This is a genomic window from Paenirhizobium selenitireducens ATCC BAA-1503 (assembly GCF_000518785.1).
GTDB classification, from domain to species: Bacteria; Pseudomonadota; Alphaproteobacteria; order Rhizobiales; family Rhizobiaceae; genus Allorhizobium; species Allorhizobium selenitireducens.
The window spans coordinates 1-17,726 of record NZ_JAEG01000008.1 but is presented as its reverse complement, the minus strand read 5'-3'; the positions used below and the strand labels follow the sequence as shown (position 1 = coordinate 17,726).

The 17,726-nt window shown below is 65.1% G+C and carries 19 protein-coding genes; 6 read left to right on the top strand and 13 right to left on the bottom strand.

The features are described from left to right. Window positions 1–2: 2 nt before the first annotated feature. A complete protein-coding gene (locus L867_RS0111780; RefSeq protein ID WP_028737074.1) occupies window positions 3–1,016 on the bottom strand; it encodes a DUF2125 domain-containing protein in 1,014 nt (337 codons plus the stop codon). Window positions 1,017–1,080: 64 nt separating this feature from the next. On the opposite strand from L867_RS0111780, the gene L867_RS0111775 reads away from it, so the two are divergent. Then, on the top strand, window positions 1,081–1,617 hold the full coding sequence (locus L867_RS0111775) for a gamma-glutamylcyclotransferase (protein WP_028737073.1): 537 nt from the start codon (window positions 1,081–1,083) through the stop codon (window positions 1,615–1,617). Window positions 1,618–1,620: 3 nt separating this feature from the next. Here L867_RS0111775 and L867_RS0111770 read toward each other — a convergent pair whose 3' ends face one another. The 4 genes from L867_RS0111770 to ftsE all read right to left on the bottom strand — a co-directional run bounded on the left by L867_RS0111770 (window position 1,621) and on the right by ftsE (window position 4,977). Next, entirely contained in the window at window positions 1,621–2,412 is a 792-nt protein-coding gene (locus tag L867_RS0111770; protein ID WP_028737072.1) for a lysophospholipid acyltransferase family protein, read from the bottom strand. Window positions 2,413–2,500: 88 nt separating this feature from the next. Next, window positions 2,501–3,220, bottom strand: a complete 720-nt coding sequence (locus L867_RS0111765) for a YdcF family protein (protein ID WP_084638552.1) — start codon at window positions 3,218–3,220, stop codon at window positions 2,501–2,503. Window positions 3,221–3,296: 76 nt separating this feature from the next. After that, on the bottom strand, window positions 3,297–4,325 hold the full coding sequence (locus tag L867_RS0111760) for a cell division protein FtsX (protein ID WP_028737070.1): 1,029 nt from the start codon (window positions 4,323–4,325) through the stop codon (window positions 3,297–3,299). Continuing rightward, on the bottom strand, window positions 4,318–4,977 hold the full coding sequence (gene ftsE / locus L867_RS0111755) for a cell division ATP-binding protein FtsE (RefSeq protein WP_028737069.1): 660 nt from the start codon (window positions 4,975–4,977) through the stop codon (window positions 4,318–4,320). The genes L867_RS0111760 and ftsE overlap by 8 nt, the downstream gene beginning before the upstream one ends. A gap of 201 nt (window positions 4,978–5,178) precedes the next feature. On the opposite strand from ftsE, the gene L867_RS0111750 reads away from it, so the two are divergent. The 3 genes from L867_RS0111750 to L867_RS0111740 all read left to right on the top strand — a co-directional run bounded on the left by L867_RS0111750 (window position 5,179) and on the right by L867_RS0111740 (window position 7,001). After that, window positions 5,179–5,859, top strand: a complete 681-nt coding sequence (locus L867_RS0111750; protein ID WP_028737068.1) for a hypothetical protein — start codon at window positions 5,179–5,181, stop codon at window positions 5,857–5,859. Between the two features lie 83 nt (window positions 5,860–5,942). Beyond that, the gene (hpt, locus tag L867_RS0111745; RefSeq protein WP_028737067.1) at window positions 5,943–6,494 is read left to right on the top strand and encodes a hypoxanthine phosphoribosyltransferase; all 552 of its coding nucleotides are present in this window, start codon (window positions 5,943–5,945) and stop codon (window positions 6,492–6,494) included. Between the two features lie 147 nt (window positions 6,495–6,641). Further along, entirely contained in the window at window positions 6,642–7,001 is a 360-nt protein-coding gene (locus L867_RS0111740; RefSeq protein ID WP_028737066.1) for a response regulator, read from the top strand. 36 nt (window positions 7,002–7,037) lie between these two features. Here the strand turns inward: L867_RS0111740 and L867_RS0111735 are convergent, their stop codons facing one another. After that, window positions 7,038–7,676: a TetR/AcrR family transcriptional regulator gene (locus L867_RS0111735; RefSeq protein WP_028737065.1), complete on the bottom strand. Its 639-nt coding sequence runs from the start codon at window positions 7,674–7,676 to the stop codon at window positions 7,038–7,040. Between the two features lie 70 nt (window positions 7,677–7,746). Between L867_RS0111735 and L867_RS0111730 the strand changes: the two genes are divergently transcribed. Further along, window positions 7,747–8,466, top strand: coding sequence for an SDR family oxidoreductase (locus tag L867_RS0111730; protein WP_028737064.1), 720 nt, complete (start codon window positions 7,747–7,749; stop codon window positions 8,464–8,466). A 61-nt stretch (window positions 8,467–8,527) separates the two neighbouring features. Here L867_RS0111730 and L867_RS0111725 read toward each other — a convergent pair whose 3' ends face one another. From L867_RS0111725 to argH, 4 genes are all read right to left on the bottom strand, one after another. Beyond that, window positions 8,528–11,209, bottom strand: a complete 2,682-nt coding sequence (locus tag L867_RS0111725; RefSeq protein ID WP_028737063.1) for a TIGR02302 family protein — start codon at window positions 11,207–11,209, stop codon at window positions 8,528–8,530. A 175-nt stretch (window positions 11,210–11,384) separates the two neighbouring features. Then, window positions 11,385–12,653 carry a diaminopimelate decarboxylase gene (gene lysA / locus L867_RS0111720; protein ID WP_028737062.1) on the bottom strand — a complete coding sequence of 423 codons (1,269 nt, stop codon included), beginning with the start codon at window positions 12,651–12,653 and terminating at the stop codon, window positions 11,385–11,387. Between the two features lie 13 nt (window positions 12,654–12,666). Continuing rightward, on the bottom strand, window positions 12,667–12,867 hold the full coding sequence (gene lptM, locus L867_RS0111715; RefSeq protein ID WP_028737061.1) for an LPS translocon maturation chaperone LptM: 201 nt from the start codon (window positions 12,865–12,867) through the stop codon (window positions 12,667–12,669). A 96-nt stretch (window positions 12,868–12,963) separates the two neighbouring features. Further along, complete coding sequence (argH, locus tag L867_RS0111710) at window positions 12,964–14,367, bottom strand: argininosuccinate lyase (protein ID WP_028737060.1); 1,404 nt, start codon at window positions 14,365–14,367, stop codon at window positions 12,964–12,966. A gap of 24 nt (window positions 14,368–14,391) precedes the next feature. Between argH and tlpA the strand changes: the two genes are divergently transcribed. Beyond that, a complete protein-coding gene (gene tlpA, locus L867_RS0111705) occupies window positions 14,392–15,054 on the top strand; it encodes a thiol:disulfide interchange protein TlpA (protein ID WP_028737059.1) in 663 nt (220 codons plus the stop codon). Between the two features lie 69 nt (window positions 15,055–15,123). On the opposite strand, the gene L867_RS0111700 is transcribed toward tlpA, so the two are convergent. The 3 genes from L867_RS0111700 to L867_RS0111690 all read right to left on the bottom strand — a co-directional run. Further along, on the bottom strand, window positions 15,124–16,005 hold the full coding sequence (locus tag L867_RS0111700; protein WP_028737058.1) for a 3-hydroxybutyryl-CoA dehydrogenase: 882 nt from the start codon (window positions 16,003–16,005) through the stop codon (window positions 15,124–15,126). A gap of 131 nt (window positions 16,006–16,136) precedes the next feature. Next, the gene (locus L867_RS0111695) at window positions 16,137–17,066 is read right to left on the bottom strand and encodes an electron transfer flavoprotein subunit alpha/FixB family protein (protein ID WP_028737057.1); all 930 of its coding nucleotides are present in this window, start codon (window positions 17,064–17,066) and stop codon (window positions 16,137–16,139) included. A gap of 27 nt (window positions 17,067–17,093) precedes the next feature. Beyond that, the coding region (locus tag L867_RS0111690) for an electron transfer flavoprotein subunit beta/FixA family protein (protein WP_028737056.1) at window positions 17,094–17,726 on the bottom strand (633 nt) is incomplete at its 5' end.

Sequence of the window (17,726 nt, the reverse complement as noted above, 5' to 3'; positions counted from 1 at the left end):
ACTCAGAGGGGCGGCAGGACGGCGATCGGGAAGATGCCCAACGAGACCACGCCGTTGGTCACGGTCAGGTCGGCGCTGCCCTTGTCCTTGCCGGAAAACAGCGCCCCGAGCACACTGGCGGCATTGTCTATCGTTTCCCGCTCGTCCGGAAACGCATTCCGCAGGGTCTCCTGCCAGGCCATGATGCCCTCGATCTCGACGTGGAGCTTGCCCGACAGCATGCCGTCCGTGCCGATCGACACCGGGCCGGAAAGCGTCAATACGCGCCCCTCGCCCATGTCGGCGACGAACCGGCGGATCTCACCTTCGCTGCCGTAGAGCCCTTCGCCGCGGTCGCCCTCGAGATCGAGATATTTCGCCTTGCCGATCAGGGTCATGTCGATGCTCGCCGAGAGCGGCGGCAGAAGCGGAGGCTGGCCATGCAGCGACAGAACCGCGTCCCGGGCAAGGACCGCCAGATCGAGATCATCGCCGGAACGGCGCACATGCGCCTCGGCATGCGGGGTCTTTGTCTCGATGGTCTCTCCGTCGACCTGCGCCGTCAGCAGGGATTGCAGGTCCTTGACCTCGATCGAGCTGCGGTCGATGCCCGACAGACCGGTGTTGAGGCTCGAGCGCATCTGCGACCATTGCAGCGCCAGCGAAAAGCCGAGACTGGAGCGCAACTGCCCCGGTCCCTCCAGTTCCCACAGCACGTGGCCCGGCGCATAGACCTGGGCCGCCGAGCGAAAGGCGCCGAACGTGGCCGAAAGGCCGTGGAAATGGTCGTCGACCGAAAGCGCCGTGCAGGTCACGCCGATGCGGAAGGGATAGCCGCCGACGTTCATGTCCGGACAGGCGGCCTCGATGGCGGCCGGGTTGTCGCCGCTAAGGATCGCGGCGAGTTTCTTTTCCAGCGCCCCTGCCGCGCCAAACCACAAGCCGCTATAGACGAGCATGCCGACGGCGACGGCGATGCCGAGTCGCACGACCTTGCGGGTGGCGGGACTGCGGTTTTCCTCACGCGACGTTGCCATCTGGCGCTCCAAACGTAAAATGGTGATCCGGCAATCCGGCCGGTATTCTGGAATGACCGGCGATATGGACGAATTTTGGGTGTTTGGCTACGGATCGCTGATGTGGAATCCGGGCTTTTCCTACGAGGAGCGGATGCAGGGCCGGATGATCGGCTATCGGCGGTCGCTCTGCGTCCGATCCTGGCATCATCGAGGGACGAGGGAAACGCCCGGTCTGGTGCTCGGCCTCGACCGTGGCGGGTCCTGCCGTGGCCTTGCCTTCCGGGTGGCGTTGCGTGACCGTGAAGAGACGATCGAATACCTGCGCCAGCGCGAATTGGTGACCTTCGTCTACCTTGAGCGCATTCTGCCCGTCAGGCTCGATGACGGTCGCAAGGTACAGGCGCTGACCTACGTCGTTGATCGTGCCCATCATCAATATGGCGGTGCGGTTTCGATCGAGGAAGCGGCGCGCATCGTCAACCAGGCGGTCGGCGTCTCCGGGCCCAATCCGGTCTATGTGGCGAACACGGTCGCGCATCTGCAGGAAATGGGCATCCGCGACCACTGGCTCGAACAGGTGGTCGCGGAAATCGAACGGCTCGAAAACATCGTGGCCTGACGTTCAGGCCGTCTGTTCCGCCTGCAACTCCTTGAGCCGCTGCACGGCCGTCGGCGGCAGGGGCACCTGCGGGTTGTCGCGCACGGTCTCGATCAGCAGTTCATCGCTCGCCTTTTCCAGCTTTTCGATCAGCGTCTGGTAAAACACGTCGGGGTCCAGTCCCGCCTCGATCGGCGGCAGGATCCTCACCTTGAAATGGCCGGGGAAGCGCAGGAACTTGCGGCGCGGCCAGAACAGGCCCGGATGCATGGCGACGGGCACGACCGGGACGTCGAGATCGCGGTAGATGCGGGCGATGCCGTACTTGTAGGCGGGCTCGGCGCCGGCCGGGCGGCGGGTGCCTTCCGGATAGATGATCAACTGGCGGCCGGCCGCCATTTCCTGCTTGGCCCGTTCCATGACCTTGACCATCACCTTGCCGCGGGCGCCGCGATCGACCGGGATCATCTTCTGGCGGGCGACATACCAGCCGAAGATCGGGATCCACATCAGTTCGCGCTTGAGGATGTAGACCGGATCGTCGAGCCAGGGGAGCAGCGCATAGGTGTCCCACAGGGACTGGTGCTTCGGCGCCAGGATGTAGCCGCCCTGCGGGATGTTCTCCAGGCCTTCCACTGTGAAGGTGGTGCCGACGATCTTTTCCATCAGCCAGTGGTTGGAGCGCGCCCAGTTCTTCGGGATGGCGAAGGCCTTCTTGCGCGACGCCAGGAAATAGTACGGCGACTGCAGCACCATCTGCAGTATCAGACTGGTGTAGAAGAGCGTGTTGAACAGGATGGAACGCAGGATGATCATAAGGCGCTTTTCCTCGGGCGGGCGTGAAAACGTCCCTATCGCAATTCGCCCAGGATAAAAAGCGCCGTCGCGGGATTTCCTCGGCGGCTCAGCCGGAGGTCTTGGCGATTTTCGCCGTCGAGCGCAGCCCGTCGCCGCTGCCCCAGCCGATGAGGCCGCGGGCATAGGCGATCAGCGTCTTGCCATATTCCGACAGCAGCGTGCGCAGCACGTCGGGCTCGGCATACCAGTCGGTGTGCTTGAGGTCGGAATTGACCACCGGATAGGGAATATAGGTCGTTGCCCGATCCCTGCGGCGCAGTTCCATCAGGCTACGCGGCATATGGTAGTTGTTGGTCACGACGAGGACCGAGGTGTAGCCGTGATCGTGGATCCAGCGCGAGATCTCGTTGGCATTGCCGATCGTGTCGAGCGCTTCGTAGCCCACATCGACACAGCAATCGAACAGATCGCGCGAGGCTTGCGTCATCTTGCGGATCTGGGCCGGCGAGGTCGTCGGATGCGCGCCGGAAATGAGCAGGCGGCGACCGGAACCGCGCCGCAGCAGTTCGACCGCCTGGTCGATGCGCTGGTAGCCGCCGGTCAACACGACGATCGCATCGGCGCGTGCCTGGGAGGGCGGGGCAAGCGTGGTCACGGAATCGGCGAACCACAGGAAACCGGCGAGGAAGACGGCGACGAGGAAGATGGCGGCCAGCCCGCCATAGCGCAAAACGCGGCGCAAGCGTCCCCGGCGGGCGAAAAGGCCGCCGGCGCTATGCTGCGGCTGTTGCTCGCGGAATGCTCTGTCGCGACTCATCTGACCCATCGTCATGATACGTGCATAGCTTGCTTATTCCATGCGGAACAGGCGGCTTTGTGGCATTCAACAGGCATTCGCCGCATCAGTCGCCCAGCAGGCCGTCGGTGCGTGCCGGGTCGGAGCGGATGAGGTCGATCTCGTAGATCGTCCGGATCACGGTCAGCCGCGCCGTCAGCGTGGTCAGGAGCGCGATCACGATCATGGTCGCGAAAATCCCCAGATAGCCGAGATAGCCGATGGAAAACGTGCCGAACAGGGCCGCCGCCTGGTCGCTCTCGGGCGTGGCGAGCGAGCGGCTCTGCCAGTAGCCGGCGAGTGCGAACAGGCCGGCCGCCAGAAGACCGCCGGCGGCGGCACCCTTCAGGCTGATCTTCAGGAAGTGCTTCTGGAACTCCTGGGCGACGAACGAGCCTTCGGCGCCGACGAAGTGCAGCACCTCGATGATATGGCGATTGCCCGACAGCGCGCCGCGCGTGGCGAAGACCACGGTCAGCACCATGGCGGTGAAGACGAGCACGAGGACGCCGGATCCGATCAGCACGGTGGTCCGCGCCATCTGCACGAGGCGGTCGACCCAGGTGCGGTGGTCGTCGAGGAAGGCCTGCGGCACCTCGGTCTTCAACAGGTCGCGCATGGCGGCGAAGTCGGGCGGGTTGGCTTCGTCGATGGTGACGATGACGAGGCGCGGCACCGGAAGTTCATTGAGGTCGAGGCCCGTGCCCAGCCACGGCTCCAGCAGCCGGGCGGTCGCCTCGTCGTCCATGATCTGGCCTTCCTTCGTGCCGACGAAGGTCAGCGCCAGGTCGCGCGCCTTGATCAGCGCCTTATCCATGTCCAGACCGTCGTCCGGCTTGATCTGGATGGTGATCTCGCGGGCGATCTGGCTCTGCCAGCCGGCCGCGGTGGCGCGCACCATGCTGACGGCGCCGAGCGTCAGGCAGGCGAGGAAGGCCATGATGGCGATCACCACCAGCAGCGCATTGCCCTGGATGTTGGAGGGCGGCAGGATCGGGCCTGTCGGCCTGACCGTCATCTCGGTCCGGCGCGGTGCCTGGGGCTTGGTGGCGGCCGCGCGCGGTGCGCGCCGGTCGTTCTGGTCGCGCTCAGTCATAGATGTCGAGCCGCCCGTCTGTGAGGATCATGCGCCGGGCGTCGACCTGGTCCATCAGCGCGAGATCGTGGGTGGCGATCACCACGGCGGTGCCGAGACGGTTCAATTCGAGGAAAAGGCTGAGCAGGCGCCGCGCCATCGGCGGGTCGACATTGCCTGTCGGTTCGTCGGCCAGCAGGATCTCCGGCCGGTCGATCAGGGCGCGGGCGATCGCCACGCGCTGCTTTTCACCGCCCGACAGGACCGGCGGCAGAACGTTGATGCGCTCGCCGAGGCCCACCCATTTCAGCAGTTCCAGCACGTCGCCGCGATAGCCCGTCTCTTCCTTGCCGCGAACCCGCAGCGGCAGCGCGACGTTCTCGTAGGTGGTCAGGTGATCGAGCAGCTGGAAATCCTGGAAGACGATTCCGACGCGTCGGCGCAGCATGGGCAGTTCGGCGCGCGGGATCTTGGTGATGTCGCGGCCGAAGCTGCGGATCAGTCCGCGCGTCGGCTGCAGCGACATGAACAGCAGGCGCAGCAGCGTCGTCTTGCCGGCGCCAGACGGGCCGGTCAGGAACTGGAAGGAACGCTTCGGAATATCGAAGGTCAGGTCGCGGAGGATCTCCGGTCCCATTCCATAGCGCAAGCCGACATTTTCGAAGTGGATCAAGGGTTCAGCCAGTCTGACAGATCGCGTGGGTCTGCACCATGTTAACGAAGAGGGTTAACAGCCGGTAAATTCCGCCCGAAAGATGGCGCCTTCCGACGCATCTTTTCGAAGCATTAACCATTTGAATTTACGACTGGAGGGGATTCGTTTCAATGCCCAGATTTGGCCGGTCGGCGGGTCTATGCGAAAGGCACCGGAAAGATGAACGCATTCCGCTCGAGACGAGGGCCGGCGACGCCGGAAGTCGACCTTCTGCCGCCCGCGCGACCCCGGCGTCCGCAGAGATCCATCCTGAGTGCCTCGGCCGACGTGATCGATGCACATTTCGTCTCCGTGCCCGTCACGACGCGCGAGGTGCCGCGCCGGCCGGACGCTGCACGAAGCTCCAACGACAATCGCCGGTTCTCTGGATCCGACCGCCGCGCCGCCGGTGTCAACCGCTGGGCGAGCCTTGCCGGCGGGTCGCTGCGCCGTACCGAGAAGGCGCTGCAATCCTTTTCCGATCGCGGCTTTGCCGCCTTCGTCGCCCTGGTCTTCGTGGTGATCTTCGCGCTTGCGGGCCTGATCGTCGGGAGCCCGGCGGAGCAGGCGAGTGCCGGTCCGCTGGACATCACCCATGTCAGCCTCACCCCGCGTGACGCCGACGGCATGCGCATTCTCCAGGTCAATGCCATCATCGAAAACCGCAGTGCGGCGAAAAGCCAGGTGCCGAAGCTCAGGGCCGACCTGATCGCCGGCGGACAGGTCATCGCCAGCACCTATATCGCCACACCGGTCGGTGAGATCGACGCGGGCCACAGCCGCGGCATCACGGCGCGATTGCTGCATCCCGGTGGAAAAACGCCGGAACTCAGGCTTTCCTTCGAGGAATCGGGTGCCTGACGCCCCCGACTGTGCTATCGGCCAACACTTTCCATGACCGGCCGTGACGTCCGGCCCAGCCGCAGCGCTCAAAGGAGTAAGCCATGCCCGTCGTCCGCGGAAAAAACATCGAGCCGCTCTACACCGCCCGGCAGATCGATGAGCGCAACCACCAGCTCGCCGCCGAAATCGCCAAGGGTCCGGCGAACGACCTGCTGGTGATCGCGGTCCTCAAGGGCTCGTTCATCTTCGCCGCCGACCTCATCCGTGCCCTGCACGATGTCGGGCTTGCGCCCGAGGTCGAGTTCATCACCCTGTCCAGCTATGGCACGGGTACCGTCTCGCAAGGGGTCAGGATCGTCAAGGACATCGACAGCGACGTGCATGGCCGCGACGTTCTGCTGATCGACGACATCCTCGAATCCGGCCGCACGCTCAAGTTTGCCAAGGAACTGCTCCTGGAGCGCGGTGCCTCCAACGTGTCGCTGGCCGTGCTGCTCGACAAGAAGGTGAAGCGCGTGGAACAGCTCGAGGCCGATTATGTCGGCTTCGAATGCCCGGACTATTTCGTCGTCGGCTACGGCATGGACGTCGCCTATGCCTTCCGCGAACTGCCCTTCGTCGGGGTCGTCACCGGAGACGTTGACGAGGCCTGAGCCTTTCCCCCCGGGCGAAGTGTCGCCCCGGAGCGAAGAGCAGTTGTTAACCATGGGGGCGGTCAGCCCCCTTGGCGTTTACCGATCGCAAACGAAACTCTGGTGATTTCGCTCTCGGACAATGAATGGACCCGGAGCAAGGCGATCATGGCGAAAATCCTCATTACGGAAGACGAAGATTCGCTGCGCTCCTTCGTGGCCCGCGCGTTGCGTCTCGACGGTCACGAGACCTTCGAGGCCGCCGACGGTGCCGAAGGGCTCGAACGCCTTGCGGAAGAGAGCTTCGATCTGTTGCTGTCGGATATCCGCATGCCGGTGATGGATGGCATCGAGCTTGCCCACCGCGCCGCCTCGTCCTTTCCCGACCTCAAGATCCTGCTGATGACCGGCTATGCCGAACAGCGCGAACGGGCAGACGACCTGTCGGCCAAGATCGTCGACGTGGTTTCGAAACCCTTCGCCCTTCCCGACATCCGCAAGGCCGTCGCCATGGCGCTCGCCCAGTGAACTGCGCCCGTCGCAGCTCTTGATCGCGACGGACCGTCAGGTCTCCCCGGTTATCTGCGCTTTCAGATAGGCCTGGCACATCGAGGTCAGCTGAGCCCGCAATGCAGCGGCCTCATCTTCCGAAAGCTGCCGCTCGAAGGCGTTGCGCACCGTTCCGAATATGACCGTCACGAGCGTCAGATTGACGTGCTCGACATTCTCGAAGCGCGCATCCGGGGCTGTGCGGAGCATGGCGACGGTCGCCGCATCGACCCGTCGGGCGAAGGTCTCGATCAGCGCTTCGTTGTCCAGTTCGACCACGGACCGGTATAACGCCCGCGTCACATCGGCCCGTTCCGTCTTCGCCCGCCAGTAGGTGTCGATGAGCGCTTCGGCCATCCTCCCGACGGGTGCGCCGTGAGACGCTCGGCATGTCGTCTCGATCTTTCCCGCCAGGACCTCAAGATAGCGTTCGTTCAACGCATAGATCAGCGCCTGCTTGTGCGGAAAATACTGGTACATCGTCCCGACCGAGACCCCGGCCCGCTCGGCCACCCGCGTGGTGGTCAAACGATGCGGTCCAGCGCTCAGCAAAACCTGAATGGTCGCTTCGAATATCGCATCCACCGTGGCGGTGGCGCGTGCCTGACGCGGCCTTTTCCGGGGCGTCAGGGCTCGGGGCGTTGCGGGAGCCAAAAGCGAATCCTCAAACTGAACGATCCTTCATATATTTGTCGGCATCGCAGCAAAAGGAAAGGGAGTTCGGATGGCCGATACACGGATTGCACTTGCTACCGGAGCCAACAAGGGAATCGGCCTCGAAATCGCCCGGCAGCTCGCCGAGGCGGGTATCCATGTCATCATCGGCGCGCGCGACGCGGAACGGGGCCGCGCGGCAGCAGCAGATCTCGCCGGCGAGGGGCTGTTGGCGGAGGTCCTTGCGCTCGACCTGCTGGATCCTGCATCGATCGTCGCGGCCGCCGGACAGATCGGCGAGACGCACGGCAAGCTCGACATCCTCGTCAACAATGCCGGCATTTTCGACCCTGCCGACGGTCCGCCAGGCAAGGCGTCGCTCGACGCGGTGCGTCGGGTCATGGAGACGAATTTCTTCGGCACGCTCGCCGTCACCCAGGCCATGCTGCCGCTGTTGCGTTCGGCCGGCACCGCCCGGATCGTCAACCTCGCCAGTTCGCTTGGCTCGCTGGCGCTGAACGGCGATCCGCAATCGCCTTACTATTCGGCGCAGTTCATCGGCTACAATGCGTCGAAGGCGGCGCTGAACATGCTGACGGTCCAGCTCCACGAAGAGCTGCGCGGATCGGGCATTGCGGTAAATTCGGTAAGCCCCGGGTTCGTCAAGACCGATCTCACGGGTTACGGCACGATGACCCCGCAGGAAGGCGCGCGACTCCCCGTGCGATTTGCGCTGGAAGAGCTCGGGTCCGGTCGCTTCGTGGAGCCCGGCGGCACCACTCCCTGGTAGATCGGAAGCGCCGAGATCCGAACCCGACTGACAGGCGAACCCGGTTGGACCGGCAGTTACCCTACTGGATGTCGAGAAGCCGTTCGAGATAGCGGCGCTCGAATTCCGGGCCGGCATTGTCGCCGAGTTTCTTGCGGATTGCTTCGAGGATTTCCCGCGCCCGCTGCACGTCGATCTCGTCGGGCACGTTGACGCGCTCGCCGAAGTCCGGGCCCGTGGTGGCGCGCGGGCGCCCCAGCGGGTCGCGGCCGGTCTGGTTGCCCTGGCCCTGGCCCTGCTGCTCGCCCTGCCCCTGCTGGCCGCGCATTGCCTGCATCATCTGGTTCATCATGTCGCGCGCACCCTGGCGCAGCGCTTCGAGCGCCTTGCCCTGGCCTTCCACCGCCCGCTCGCCCTGGCTCTTGCCGAGCGCCTCGCCGGCGCCACGCATCTCGCGCTCGGCCTGGCCGAAGCCTTCGCCCGGCTTGACGCCGAGGTCGCCGAGGCCCTTCTGCAATTCGTCCAGCTTCTTGCCCAGCGTGTCCTGCTGGGCCCGCAGGTTCTTCAGCGCCTCGCGCAGTTCTTCGGCCGTCATCCGGTCGGTCGGCGAGCCTTGCTGGTCTTCCTGTCCGTCCTGGCCCTGCTGCGGCTGCTGGCCGTCTTCGCCCTCTGGCGGCATCTGCTCGAGGAATTCGCCGTCCTCGCCGTCGCCCGGGTCGCCGCGCTGCATGCGGTCCTTCAGCGCCTGGTCGAGCTTGAAGGTCTCGTCCATCAGCTTCTGCTGGTCCTGCATGATCTCGCCGAGCTTGTCGATCTGCTGGCGGACCTGGCTGTTCTCCTGCTGCTGGCCGCCGCGCTGCGGGCGTCCGGCCTGCAGGTTGTTCATCATGCGCTGCAGTTCGGAGAGCATCTGGCGCGCCGCGTCGCGATTGCCGGAGCGGGCCAGGTTCTCGATCTGGTTCATCATGTTTTCCAGGTCGCGCTGGCGCAGCACGTTCTGCGCCGACTGCTGCTGCTGGCCCTCGGCATTCGGCTGGCGCTCGGCCATGGCGGTCATGAATTCCTGCATGGCGGCGCGCAGCTCGTCCATCAGCTTCTTGATCTCTTCGTCCGGCGCATTGCGCTCCAGCGCGTCGGCCAGCGCCTGCTGGGCGTCGCGCAGCTTGCGTTCGGCCAGCGACAGCTCGCCACCGTCGATGCCAAGGGCGATTTCCCACAGATAGTCGGCGGTGTTCTCCAGCTCGCCGGTCGAGCGGGCAAGCTTCATGCGCGCCTGTGCCGACTGGAGCAGAAGGTAGTGCGTCGTGTTGGGAATGGTTTCCTCGGGCCGGATGGTCAGCGCTTCGTTGAGGGCGATCGCCTGCCGCAGGTCGCGGATGTCGAGGGCGAAGACCTGGCGCTCCTCGGCGACGGCTGCCGCCAGCGGCTCGACGAAGGCGCGGGCCGGCAGCACCATTTCATGCGGCGGACTGCGGCCGGTCTGGCCCGCGCCGTCGGTCGCCACGAGCGTGATCCTCACCTTGCGGCCCGAAAGCGGATGCTCGGTGATGTTGCGGCTCGACAGGCCCTTGGCGTCGCGGGCATTGTGGCGCGGCAGGTCGAGCTTGTACTCCGGCAGGGCATAGAGCGGAATGGCGTCCGCCTTTTCCGCCAGCGGTTCGATCTCGGCATAGGCCTTGGCAAGCCCGTAATCGTCCCTGGCGGTAAAGCCGATCTCCAGTGCGCCGTTGGCGCTGCGGCGTGGCAGACCGTCGAAGGCGATTTCCGGTGCCTTGTCGGGGATGACGTCGATCGCCCATTGCCGCCCGCCGACCAGAAGCTCGCCGCTTGCGTCGAGCTTCCATTCGTGGACGCGTGCCGCATTGGCGTTGGCGTTGGCAGTGGTGGAGGGCGGAGCGCCCGTGGGTGCCAGGGGTGTCTCACCCTCTGCTTTCGTCGGGTCGTTCATGGCGATGTCGACCACCGTGCCGTCATCGGCCCGGCGGAACAGCACCTTCTCATCGGCGCTGCCGCCGCTGATGCGGACCGTCGCCTGAGCATTCTGCGGGACCCGCGCTTTGCCGGCTGCCGCCTGGCTGTCCCCTTGGATGTCGCGGCCGGAAAGGAAGACGGGTGGCTGGCCGGTATAGGCAGGCGGGGTGATCCAGGCGTCGATCCTGAGGCCCGGCGCGTCGCTGGTTGTCGGCTGCCGGCGAAAGGCATCGGCGATCACGCCGGCGCCATTGGAGCCGGAATAGGCAAGGGCCGTGACGAACAGGAGGGCGGGCACGGCGCGCAGCGCGTAGCGGTCGAAACGGGCGATGTCCGGCCGGGGCAGGCCGGCGTCCAGCGCAGCGATCGTCTCGGCCATACGGCGCTGGTGCTCGACCCAGAGCGCGCGGGCAAAGGGTGTCTCGAAGGCCGGCTCGTCGTCCTGCACGGCAACGGGCTGGTGGGCGAGATGGTTGCGCTCTTCGAGCAGCCGGTCGGCCTCCTCGCCGGCGGGCCAGCGCAGGCGGGCAAAGGGCAGGAGGCTTGCGACGAAGACGAAGGTGAGGAGAAAAACGAGGCCGAGGCGGACAGTATCCGGCAACTGGCGATAGACGCCGAGCCAGGCGAGCGAGACGAAGATCGCGGCAATACCGGCAAGCGGCAGGAACAGCGGCAGCAGCCGTTCGGCAAACAGCACCAGCCGCGCCAGGAAGCGCTTGATCGCCACCCGCCGTGCCAGCGCCGGGTCGGTGCGAAACGCACCCGTTCTCGTGCCGCCCGGCTGAGGGGTCATCGGTCGGGTCTCCGTTTGGCCCGCGGCTCGACTGTTCGGCGAGCAAGGCGCGGATCTGCTGTCCTTACGAGAAATAAGGATAGCATCCTTTGTGGCGAAGACGAGGGCGGCAGGCCGATCCGGCCCGCTTTTTTGAACCGGTCGCCGAAAAGTGAACGGCGACCGGGTGTTTCGGTCAGGCCAGCCAGGCCGGAATCGAATCGAGCGCGATCATGTCCTCGTAGCTGGGGCGCGGGCGAATCACGTGGAATTCGCTGCCGTTGACCAGCACTTCGGGGATCAGACGGCGGGTGTTGTAGGTGCCCGCCTGCACCGCGCCATAGGCGCCGGCCGAGCCGACGGCGAGCAGGTCGCCGGAGCGCGGCATGGCCATTTCCCGGTCGAGCGCCAGATAGTCGCCCGTTTCGCAGACCGGGCCGACGATGTCGGCGCGGATGCGCGGGGCGCTGGCAGCCGAGATCACCACCGGGCGAACCTCATGATAGGCCTCGTAGAGGGTCGGGCGGATCAGGTCGTTCATCGCGGCGTCGACAATGACGAAGGTCTTGTCGCCGCCGTCCTTCACATAGATCACTTCCGTCACCAGGATGCCGGCATTGCCGACGATCAGGCGGCCGGGTTCGGCGATGATCTTGCAGTTGAGGCCGGAGAGCTGTTCCAGCACGACCTTGGCATAGGCAGTGGGTTCCGGCGGCGGGTTGTTGTCGTCCTTGTAGGGAATGCCGAGGCCACCGCCGATGTCGACATGGGCGATCGCATGGCCGTCGGCGCGCAGCGTATCGACGAGCTCGCGCAGCAGCCGGAAGGCATCCTCGAAGGGCTGCATCTCGGTGATCTGGCTGCCGATATGCATGTCGATGCCGGCCACCTCAATGCCGGGCAGGGTGGCTGCCCGGGCATAGACGGCACGGGCGCGGTCGAAGGAAATGCCGAACTTGTTTTCCTTCTTGCCGGTCGAGATCTTGGCATGGGTCCGGGCGTCGACGTCCGGATTGACGCGGAAGGACACATGCGCCGTCTTGCCGGCCTTTTGCGCCCGGCTCGCCAGCACTTCCAGTTCCGGCTCGCTCTCGACGTTGAAGCAGTAGATGCCGACGTCCAGCGCCAGGTCCATTTCCTGCACGGTCTTGCCGACGCCGGAGAACATGATGCGGTTGGCCGGTACGCCGGCGGCAAGCGCACGCCGGAGCTCGCCTTCGGACACGACGTCGACGCCGGCGCCGAGCCTTGCCAGGGTCTTCAGGACCGCCTGGTTGGAATTGGCCTTCATCGCATAGCAGACCATGGAATCGACGCCGGAGAAGGCCTTGGCGAACACCTTGTAGTGCCGCTCCAGAGTCGCGGTCGAATAGCAGTAGAACGGCGTGCCGACGGCCCTGGCGATTTCGGGTACGGAAACGTCCTCGGCGTAGAGCACGCCGTCGCGGTAGTCGAAGTGGTTCACGGGCTTGGACCTGTCAGAGAAGGGGGTCGAGGACGAAGGGCTTGTCGGGGACTGTCGGCTGGGCCTGCTTTTCGCCGGGCGCCAGCTTGTTCTGCTGTGCGGCCGGCATGCTCGGCGGATCGAGATCGGCCTTGCGGCCGCAACCCGAAAGCACCAGGGCCGTCACCAGCATGAGGCCTGCGGCCACCGTCCCACGTCGAAGCGTCTTCACCATCACCCTATCCACCGAAAATCTCGTCTTCTAGCCTGTAGCGAAAATCGGGGCGCTTGTGCACCCTCAATCTCGTGATGGTCCCGCAAACGACCGTGATCAGTTGCGCTCTCGCCACCAGGCGATCTGCTTGCGGACCTCGGACGGCGCCGTGCCGCCAAAGCTCTTGCGGCTGGCAACCGAGGCCTCGACGGTCAAGACGTCGAAAATGCCGGCGGTAATGGCCGGATTGATCGATTGCAGGTCTTCCAGCGAAAGCTCGGCGAGGTCGCAAGCCTTGGCTTCCGCCATGGCGACGGCCTTGCCGGTTGCATGGTGAGCATCGCGGAAGGGAAGACCGGCTTCGCGCACCAGCCAGTCGGCGAGATCGGTCGCGGTCGAATAGCCGGAACCGGCCGCGGCCTTCATCTTGTCGGTGCGGATGGTCATGTCGCGCACCATGCCGGTCATCGCGGCGATCGCCAGTTCCAGGCTCTCGGCCGAATCGAAGACCTGTTCCTTGTCTTCCTGCATGTCCTTGGAATAGGCGAGCGGCAGGCCCTTCATCACGGTCAGCAGCGCCACCAGCGAGCCGTTGATGCGGCCGGTCTTGGCGCGCACCAGTTCGGCAGCGTCCGGGTTCTTCTTCTGCGGCATGATCGACGAGCCGGTCGAAAACGCATCCGAGAGCCGGATGAAGCCGAACTGCGGCGTCGACCAGATGACGATCTCTTCGGCAAGCCGCGACAGATGCGTGGCGCAGATCGAGGCGATCGACAGGAATTCCAGCGCGAAATCGCGGTCGGATACAGTGTCGATCGAGTTGCGCGTCGGCTCGCGGAAGCCAAGCGCCTTGGCCGTCATGTGGCGGTCGATGGCAAAGCCGGTGCCGGCGAGCGCCGCTGCCCCGATCGGGCTTTCGTCCATGTGCTCGATCGCGTGGCGCACCCGCTGGCGGTCGCGACCGAACATTTCGACATAGGCCATGCAGTGGTGGCCGAAGGTCACCGGCTGGGCGGTCTGCAGATGGGTGAAGCCCGGCATGACGGTGTCGGCATGTTCCTCGGCGCGGTCGAGGAAGGCGGCGATCAGCGCGGTCAGCGCGGTCTCGACCTTCTGCAACTCTTCCTTGACCCAGAGGCGGAAGTCGAGCGCGACCTGGTCGTTGCGCGAGCGGGCGGTGTGCAGGCGGCCGGCGGCGGGGCCGATCAGTTCGGCCAGCCGCGCCTCGACGTTCATGTGGATGTCCTCGAGCTTGCGCGAGAACACGAACTGGCCGCTTTCGATCTCTGACAGGATCGTGTTCAGGCCGTGAACGATCTTGTCTTTGTCCTCGGCCGAGATAATGCCTTGATGCGCCAGCATGGTCGCATGCGCGATTGAGCCGCGGATGTCCTGGGCGTAAAGCTTCTTGTCGAAACCGATGGAGGCATTTATCTCCTCCATGATGGCCGCGGGGCCGGAAGCGAAGCGACCACCCCACATCTGGTTGGAGGATTTCGTGTTCTTGGTGTCCTCGGCCATGCCTTGCCCATCCTGGAGACTGCAATGACAGAAAAAAGACCGCTCGGACTTCCTTCCGCCAAGCTTGTTGCGATTGCGGCGGTCGCCGGGATCCTTGCCGGCGCGGTGGCGGTATACGTGAAGCAGACCACGTCTGGCAATGGGACCGAGGTCGCCGATGCCGCGCAGTGTGCGGCTTCCGTCGAAAAAGCGGCCTCCCTGAAGCCGTTCACCACCGGCGACGTCGCCGCCATGGTCGCGACAGCGGAGCCGCGGGTGATCGACGGGCTGTCCTTCAAGGACCAGGCGGACAAGGACCTGACGCTCGCCGATTTCTCCGGCAAGACGGTTCTCCTCAATCTCTGGGCCACCTGGTGCGTGCCCTGCCGCGAGGAAATGCCGGCGCTCAATGCGCTGCAGAAGGCCGAGGGCAGCGAGACGTTCCAGGTGCTGGCGATCAACATCGACACCGGCGCGATCGACAAGCCGAAGGCCTTTCTCGCGGAAACCGGGGTCGATGCACTGGGGCTCTATCGCGATGCCAGCATGGGCGTATTCAATGCGATGAAGAAGGAGGGCCTGGCCTTCGGGCTGCCCGTGACGCTGCTGATCGACGGCAAGGGCTGCCTGCTCGGCTCGATGAACGGCCCCGCCGCCTGGGACGGCAAGGATGCCTCGGCGCTGATCAAGGCCGCCGTCGGAAGCTGAGCCAGATTATGTGTGGGGGTGTCCCGGAGGCACGCCGGTGCCTCCGCCTCGCCAGTCCCGTGCGGGCCTTTAGCGCGTGGGGACCGGCACTTCGCCGCGATAGTCGTAGAAGCCGCGGCCTGCCTTGCGGCCGAGCCAGCCGGCCTCGACATATTTCACCAGCAGCGGGCAGGGGCGATACTTGCTGTCGGACAGGCCGTCATGCAGCACCTGCATGATCGACAGGCAGGTGTCGAGACCGATGAAGTCGGCAAGCTGCAGCGGGCCCATCGGATGATTGGCACCGAGCCGCATGGCGGTGTCGATCGCCTCGACCGAGCCGACGCCTTCATAGAGCGTATAGATCGCCTCGTTGATCATCGGCAGCAGGATGCGGTTGACGATGAAGGCGGGGAAATCCTCGGCGACGGTGATCGTCTTGTCGAGCGAGCGGACGAAGGTCTTGGCCGTGTCGAAGGTGGTCTCGTCGGTGGCGATGCCGCGCACCAGTTCGACCAGCTTCATCACCGGCACGGGGTTCATGAAGTGAATGCCCATGAAGCGTTCCGGGCGGTCCGTGGCGGAGGCGAGCCGGGTAATGGAGAGCGACGAGGTGTTGGTGGCGAGCAGCGCTTCGGGTTTCAGCACCGGGCAGACCTGGGCGAAGATCTTGCGCTTGACCGTTTCGTCCTCGGTCGCGGCCTCGATCACCAGGTCCATCGGCGCCAGGTCGTTGATGTCGGCGCTGCCGGAAATGCGCGACAGGGCCGCCTTGCGGTCCTCGTCGGAGAGCTTGCCGTTGGTCACCTGGCGGGCGAGGTTGCCGTTTATGGTGGCAAGACCAGCCTCGATGCGGTCCTTGGAAAGGTCGTAGATCATGACCTTGTAGCCGGCGAGTGCCGATACATGAGCAATGCCGCAGCCCATCTGGCCCGCGCCCACGACACCCACATTGCCGATAACCGTCGTCATTTAGTTCTCCTCACCACTCCGCAGTCGCATTTTTACAAAAAATGCCGGGCCAACGAAAGCCGGCCCGGCAAATTGATAGACCCGCGCGGGGCGTTTTTCCAGTCTTTTCGCAGTTGCGAAAGGAATGGAGTTCAGAGCGCCTTTTCCAGTTCCGGCAGGGCTTCGAAGAGGTCGGCGACCAGGCCGTAGTCGGCGACCTGGAAGATCGGTGCCTCTTCGTCCTTGTTGATCGCGACGATGACCTTCGAATCCTTCATGCCGGCGAGGTGCTGAATGGCGCCGGAGATGCCGCAGGCGATGTAGAGCTGCGGCGCAACCACCTTGCCGGTCTGGCCGACCTGCCAGTCGTTCGGCGCGTAGCCGGCGTCGACTGCAGCGCGCGATGCGCCGACGGCGGCACCGAGCTTGTCGGCCACCGGCAGGATGACTTCCTTGAACTTCTCGGCGGAGCCGAGCGCACGGCCGCCCGAGATGATGATCTTGGCCGAGGTCAGTTCCGGACGGTCGGAGCTCGACAGCGCGTCGTTGACGAAGGACGAGACGCCCGGATTGGCAGCAGCGCCAACGGTCTCGACGGCAGCCGAGCCGCCTTCGCCGGCAGCCGCGAACGAGGCGGTCCGTACGGTGATCACCTTCGTGGCGTCGCTTGACTGCACGGTCTGGATGGCGTTGCCGGCATAGATCGGACGCTTGAAGGTATCGGCCGAGACGACCTCGACGATTTCCGACACCTGCATGACGTCGAGCAGGGCGGCGACGCGCGGCATGACGTTCTTGGCCGAGGAGGTGGCGGGCGCGATGATGGTATCGTAAGCGCCGGCCAACGAGACGATCAGGGCGGCGAGCGGTTCTGCGAGGTTGTTGGCAAGGCTCGCATCGTCGGCGAGCAGCACCTTGGATACGCCCGAGAGCTTGGCGGCGGCATCGGCCGCAGCCTTGGCACCGGCACCGGCGACCAGCACATGAACATCGCCGCCGATCTTTGCGGCCGCCGTCAGCGCCTTGGCGGTCTGGTCGGACAGGGTTGCGTTGTCGTGTTCTGCCAGAAGAAGAATGGCCATGTTTCTATGTCTCCTATCCCGGTCCGATTACAGCACGCCGGCTTCGTTCTTCAGCTTGTCGACCAGCTCGGCGACCGACTTGACCTTGATGCCTGCCTTGCGGCCGCTCGGTTCTTCGGTCTTCAGCACCTTCAGGCGCGCCGTGGTGTCGACGCCGAAGTCGGCGGGCGTCTTCTTGTCGAGCGGCTTCTTCTTCGCCTTCATGATGTTCGGCAGCGAAGCGTAGCGCGGCTCGTTGAGGCGCAGGTCGGTGGTGATGACCGCCGGCAGATTGACCTCGATGGTTTGCAGGCCACCGTCGACTTCGCGGGTGACGGATGCCTTGCCGTCGCCGATCTCGACCTTCGAGGCGAAGGTGCCCTGTGCCCAGCCGAGCAGCGCGGACAGCATCTGGCCGGTCTGGTTCGAATCGTCGTCGATCGCCTGCTTGCCGGTGATCACCAGACCGGGCTGTTCGGCGTCGATGACGCCCTTCAGCAGCTTGGCGACGGCGAGCGGCTCGACGGCGTCATCGGTCTCGACCAAAACGGCACGGTCGGCGCCCATGGCGAGTGCGGTGCGGAGCGTTTCTTCGGCCTTGGCCGGGCCGATCGAGACGACCACGACTTCCGATGCCTTGCCGGCTTCCTTGAGGCGAAGCGCCTCTTCGACGGCGATTTC

What these genes read in the sequence shown, in the direction of transcription:
- L867_RS0111770 (WP_028737072.1), bottom strand. Translation starts at nt 2,412, where the DNA reads ATGATCATCCTGCGTTCCATCCTGTTCAACACGCTCTTCTACACCAGT.
- argH (WP_028737060.1), bottom strand. Translation starts at nt 14,367, where the DNA reads ATGGCCGAGGACACCAAGAACACGAAATCCTCCAACCAGATGTGGGGT.
- L867_RS0111695 (WP_028737057.1), bottom strand. Translation starts at nt 17,066, where the DNA reads ATGGCCATTCTTCTTCTGGCAGAACACGACAACGCAACCCTGTCCGAC.
- lptM (WP_028737061.1), bottom strand. Translation starts at nt 12,867, where the DNA reads ATGGTGAAGACGCTTCGACGTGGGACGGTGGCCGCAGGCCTCATGCTG.
- L867_RS0111775 (WP_028737073.1), top strand. Translation starts at nt 1,081, where the DNA reads ATGGACGAATTTTGGGTGTTTGGCTACGGATCGCTGATGTGGAATCCG.
- L867_RS0111765 (WP_084638552.1), bottom strand. Translation starts at nt 3,220, where the DNA reads ATGGGTCAGATGAGTCGCGACAGAGCATTCCGCGAGCAACAGCCGCAG.
- L867_RS0111760 (WP_028737070.1), bottom strand. Translation starts at nt 4,325, where the DNA reads ATGACTGAGCGCGACCAGAACGACCGGCGCGCACCGCGCGCGGCCGCC.
- L867_RS0111730 (WP_028737064.1), top strand. Translation starts at nt 7,747, where the DNA reads ATGGCCGATACACGGATTGCACTTGCTACCGGAGCCAACAAGGGAATC.
- tlpA (WP_028737059.1), top strand. Translation starts at nt 14,392, where the DNA reads ATGACAGAAAAAAGACCGCTCGGACTTCCTTCCGCCAAGCTTGTTGCG.
- L867_RS0111750 (WP_028737068.1), top strand. Translation starts at nt 5,179, where the DNA reads ATGAACGCATTCCGCTCGAGACGAGGGCCGGCGACGCCGGAAGTCGAC.
- L867_RS0111780 (WP_028737074.1), bottom strand. Translation starts at nt 1,016, where the DNA reads ATGGCAACGTCGCGTGAGGAAAACCGCAGTCCCGCCACCCGCAAGGTC.
- L867_RS0111725 (WP_028737063.1), bottom strand. Translation starts at nt 11,209, where the DNA reads ATGACCCCTCAGCCGGGCGGCACGAGAACGGGTGCGTTTCGCACCGAC.
- L867_RS0111740 (WP_028737066.1), top strand. Translation starts at nt 6,642, where the DNA reads ATGGCGAAAATCCTCATTACGGAAGACGAAGATTCGCTGCGCTCCTTC.
- hpt (WP_028737067.1), top strand. Translation starts at nt 5,943, where the DNA reads ATGCCCGTCGTCCGCGGAAAAAACATCGAGCCGCTCTACACCGCCCGG.
- L867_RS0111700 (WP_028737058.1), bottom strand. Translation starts at nt 16,005, where the DNA reads ATGACGACGGTTATCGGCAATGTGGGTGTCGTGGGCGCGGGCCAGATG.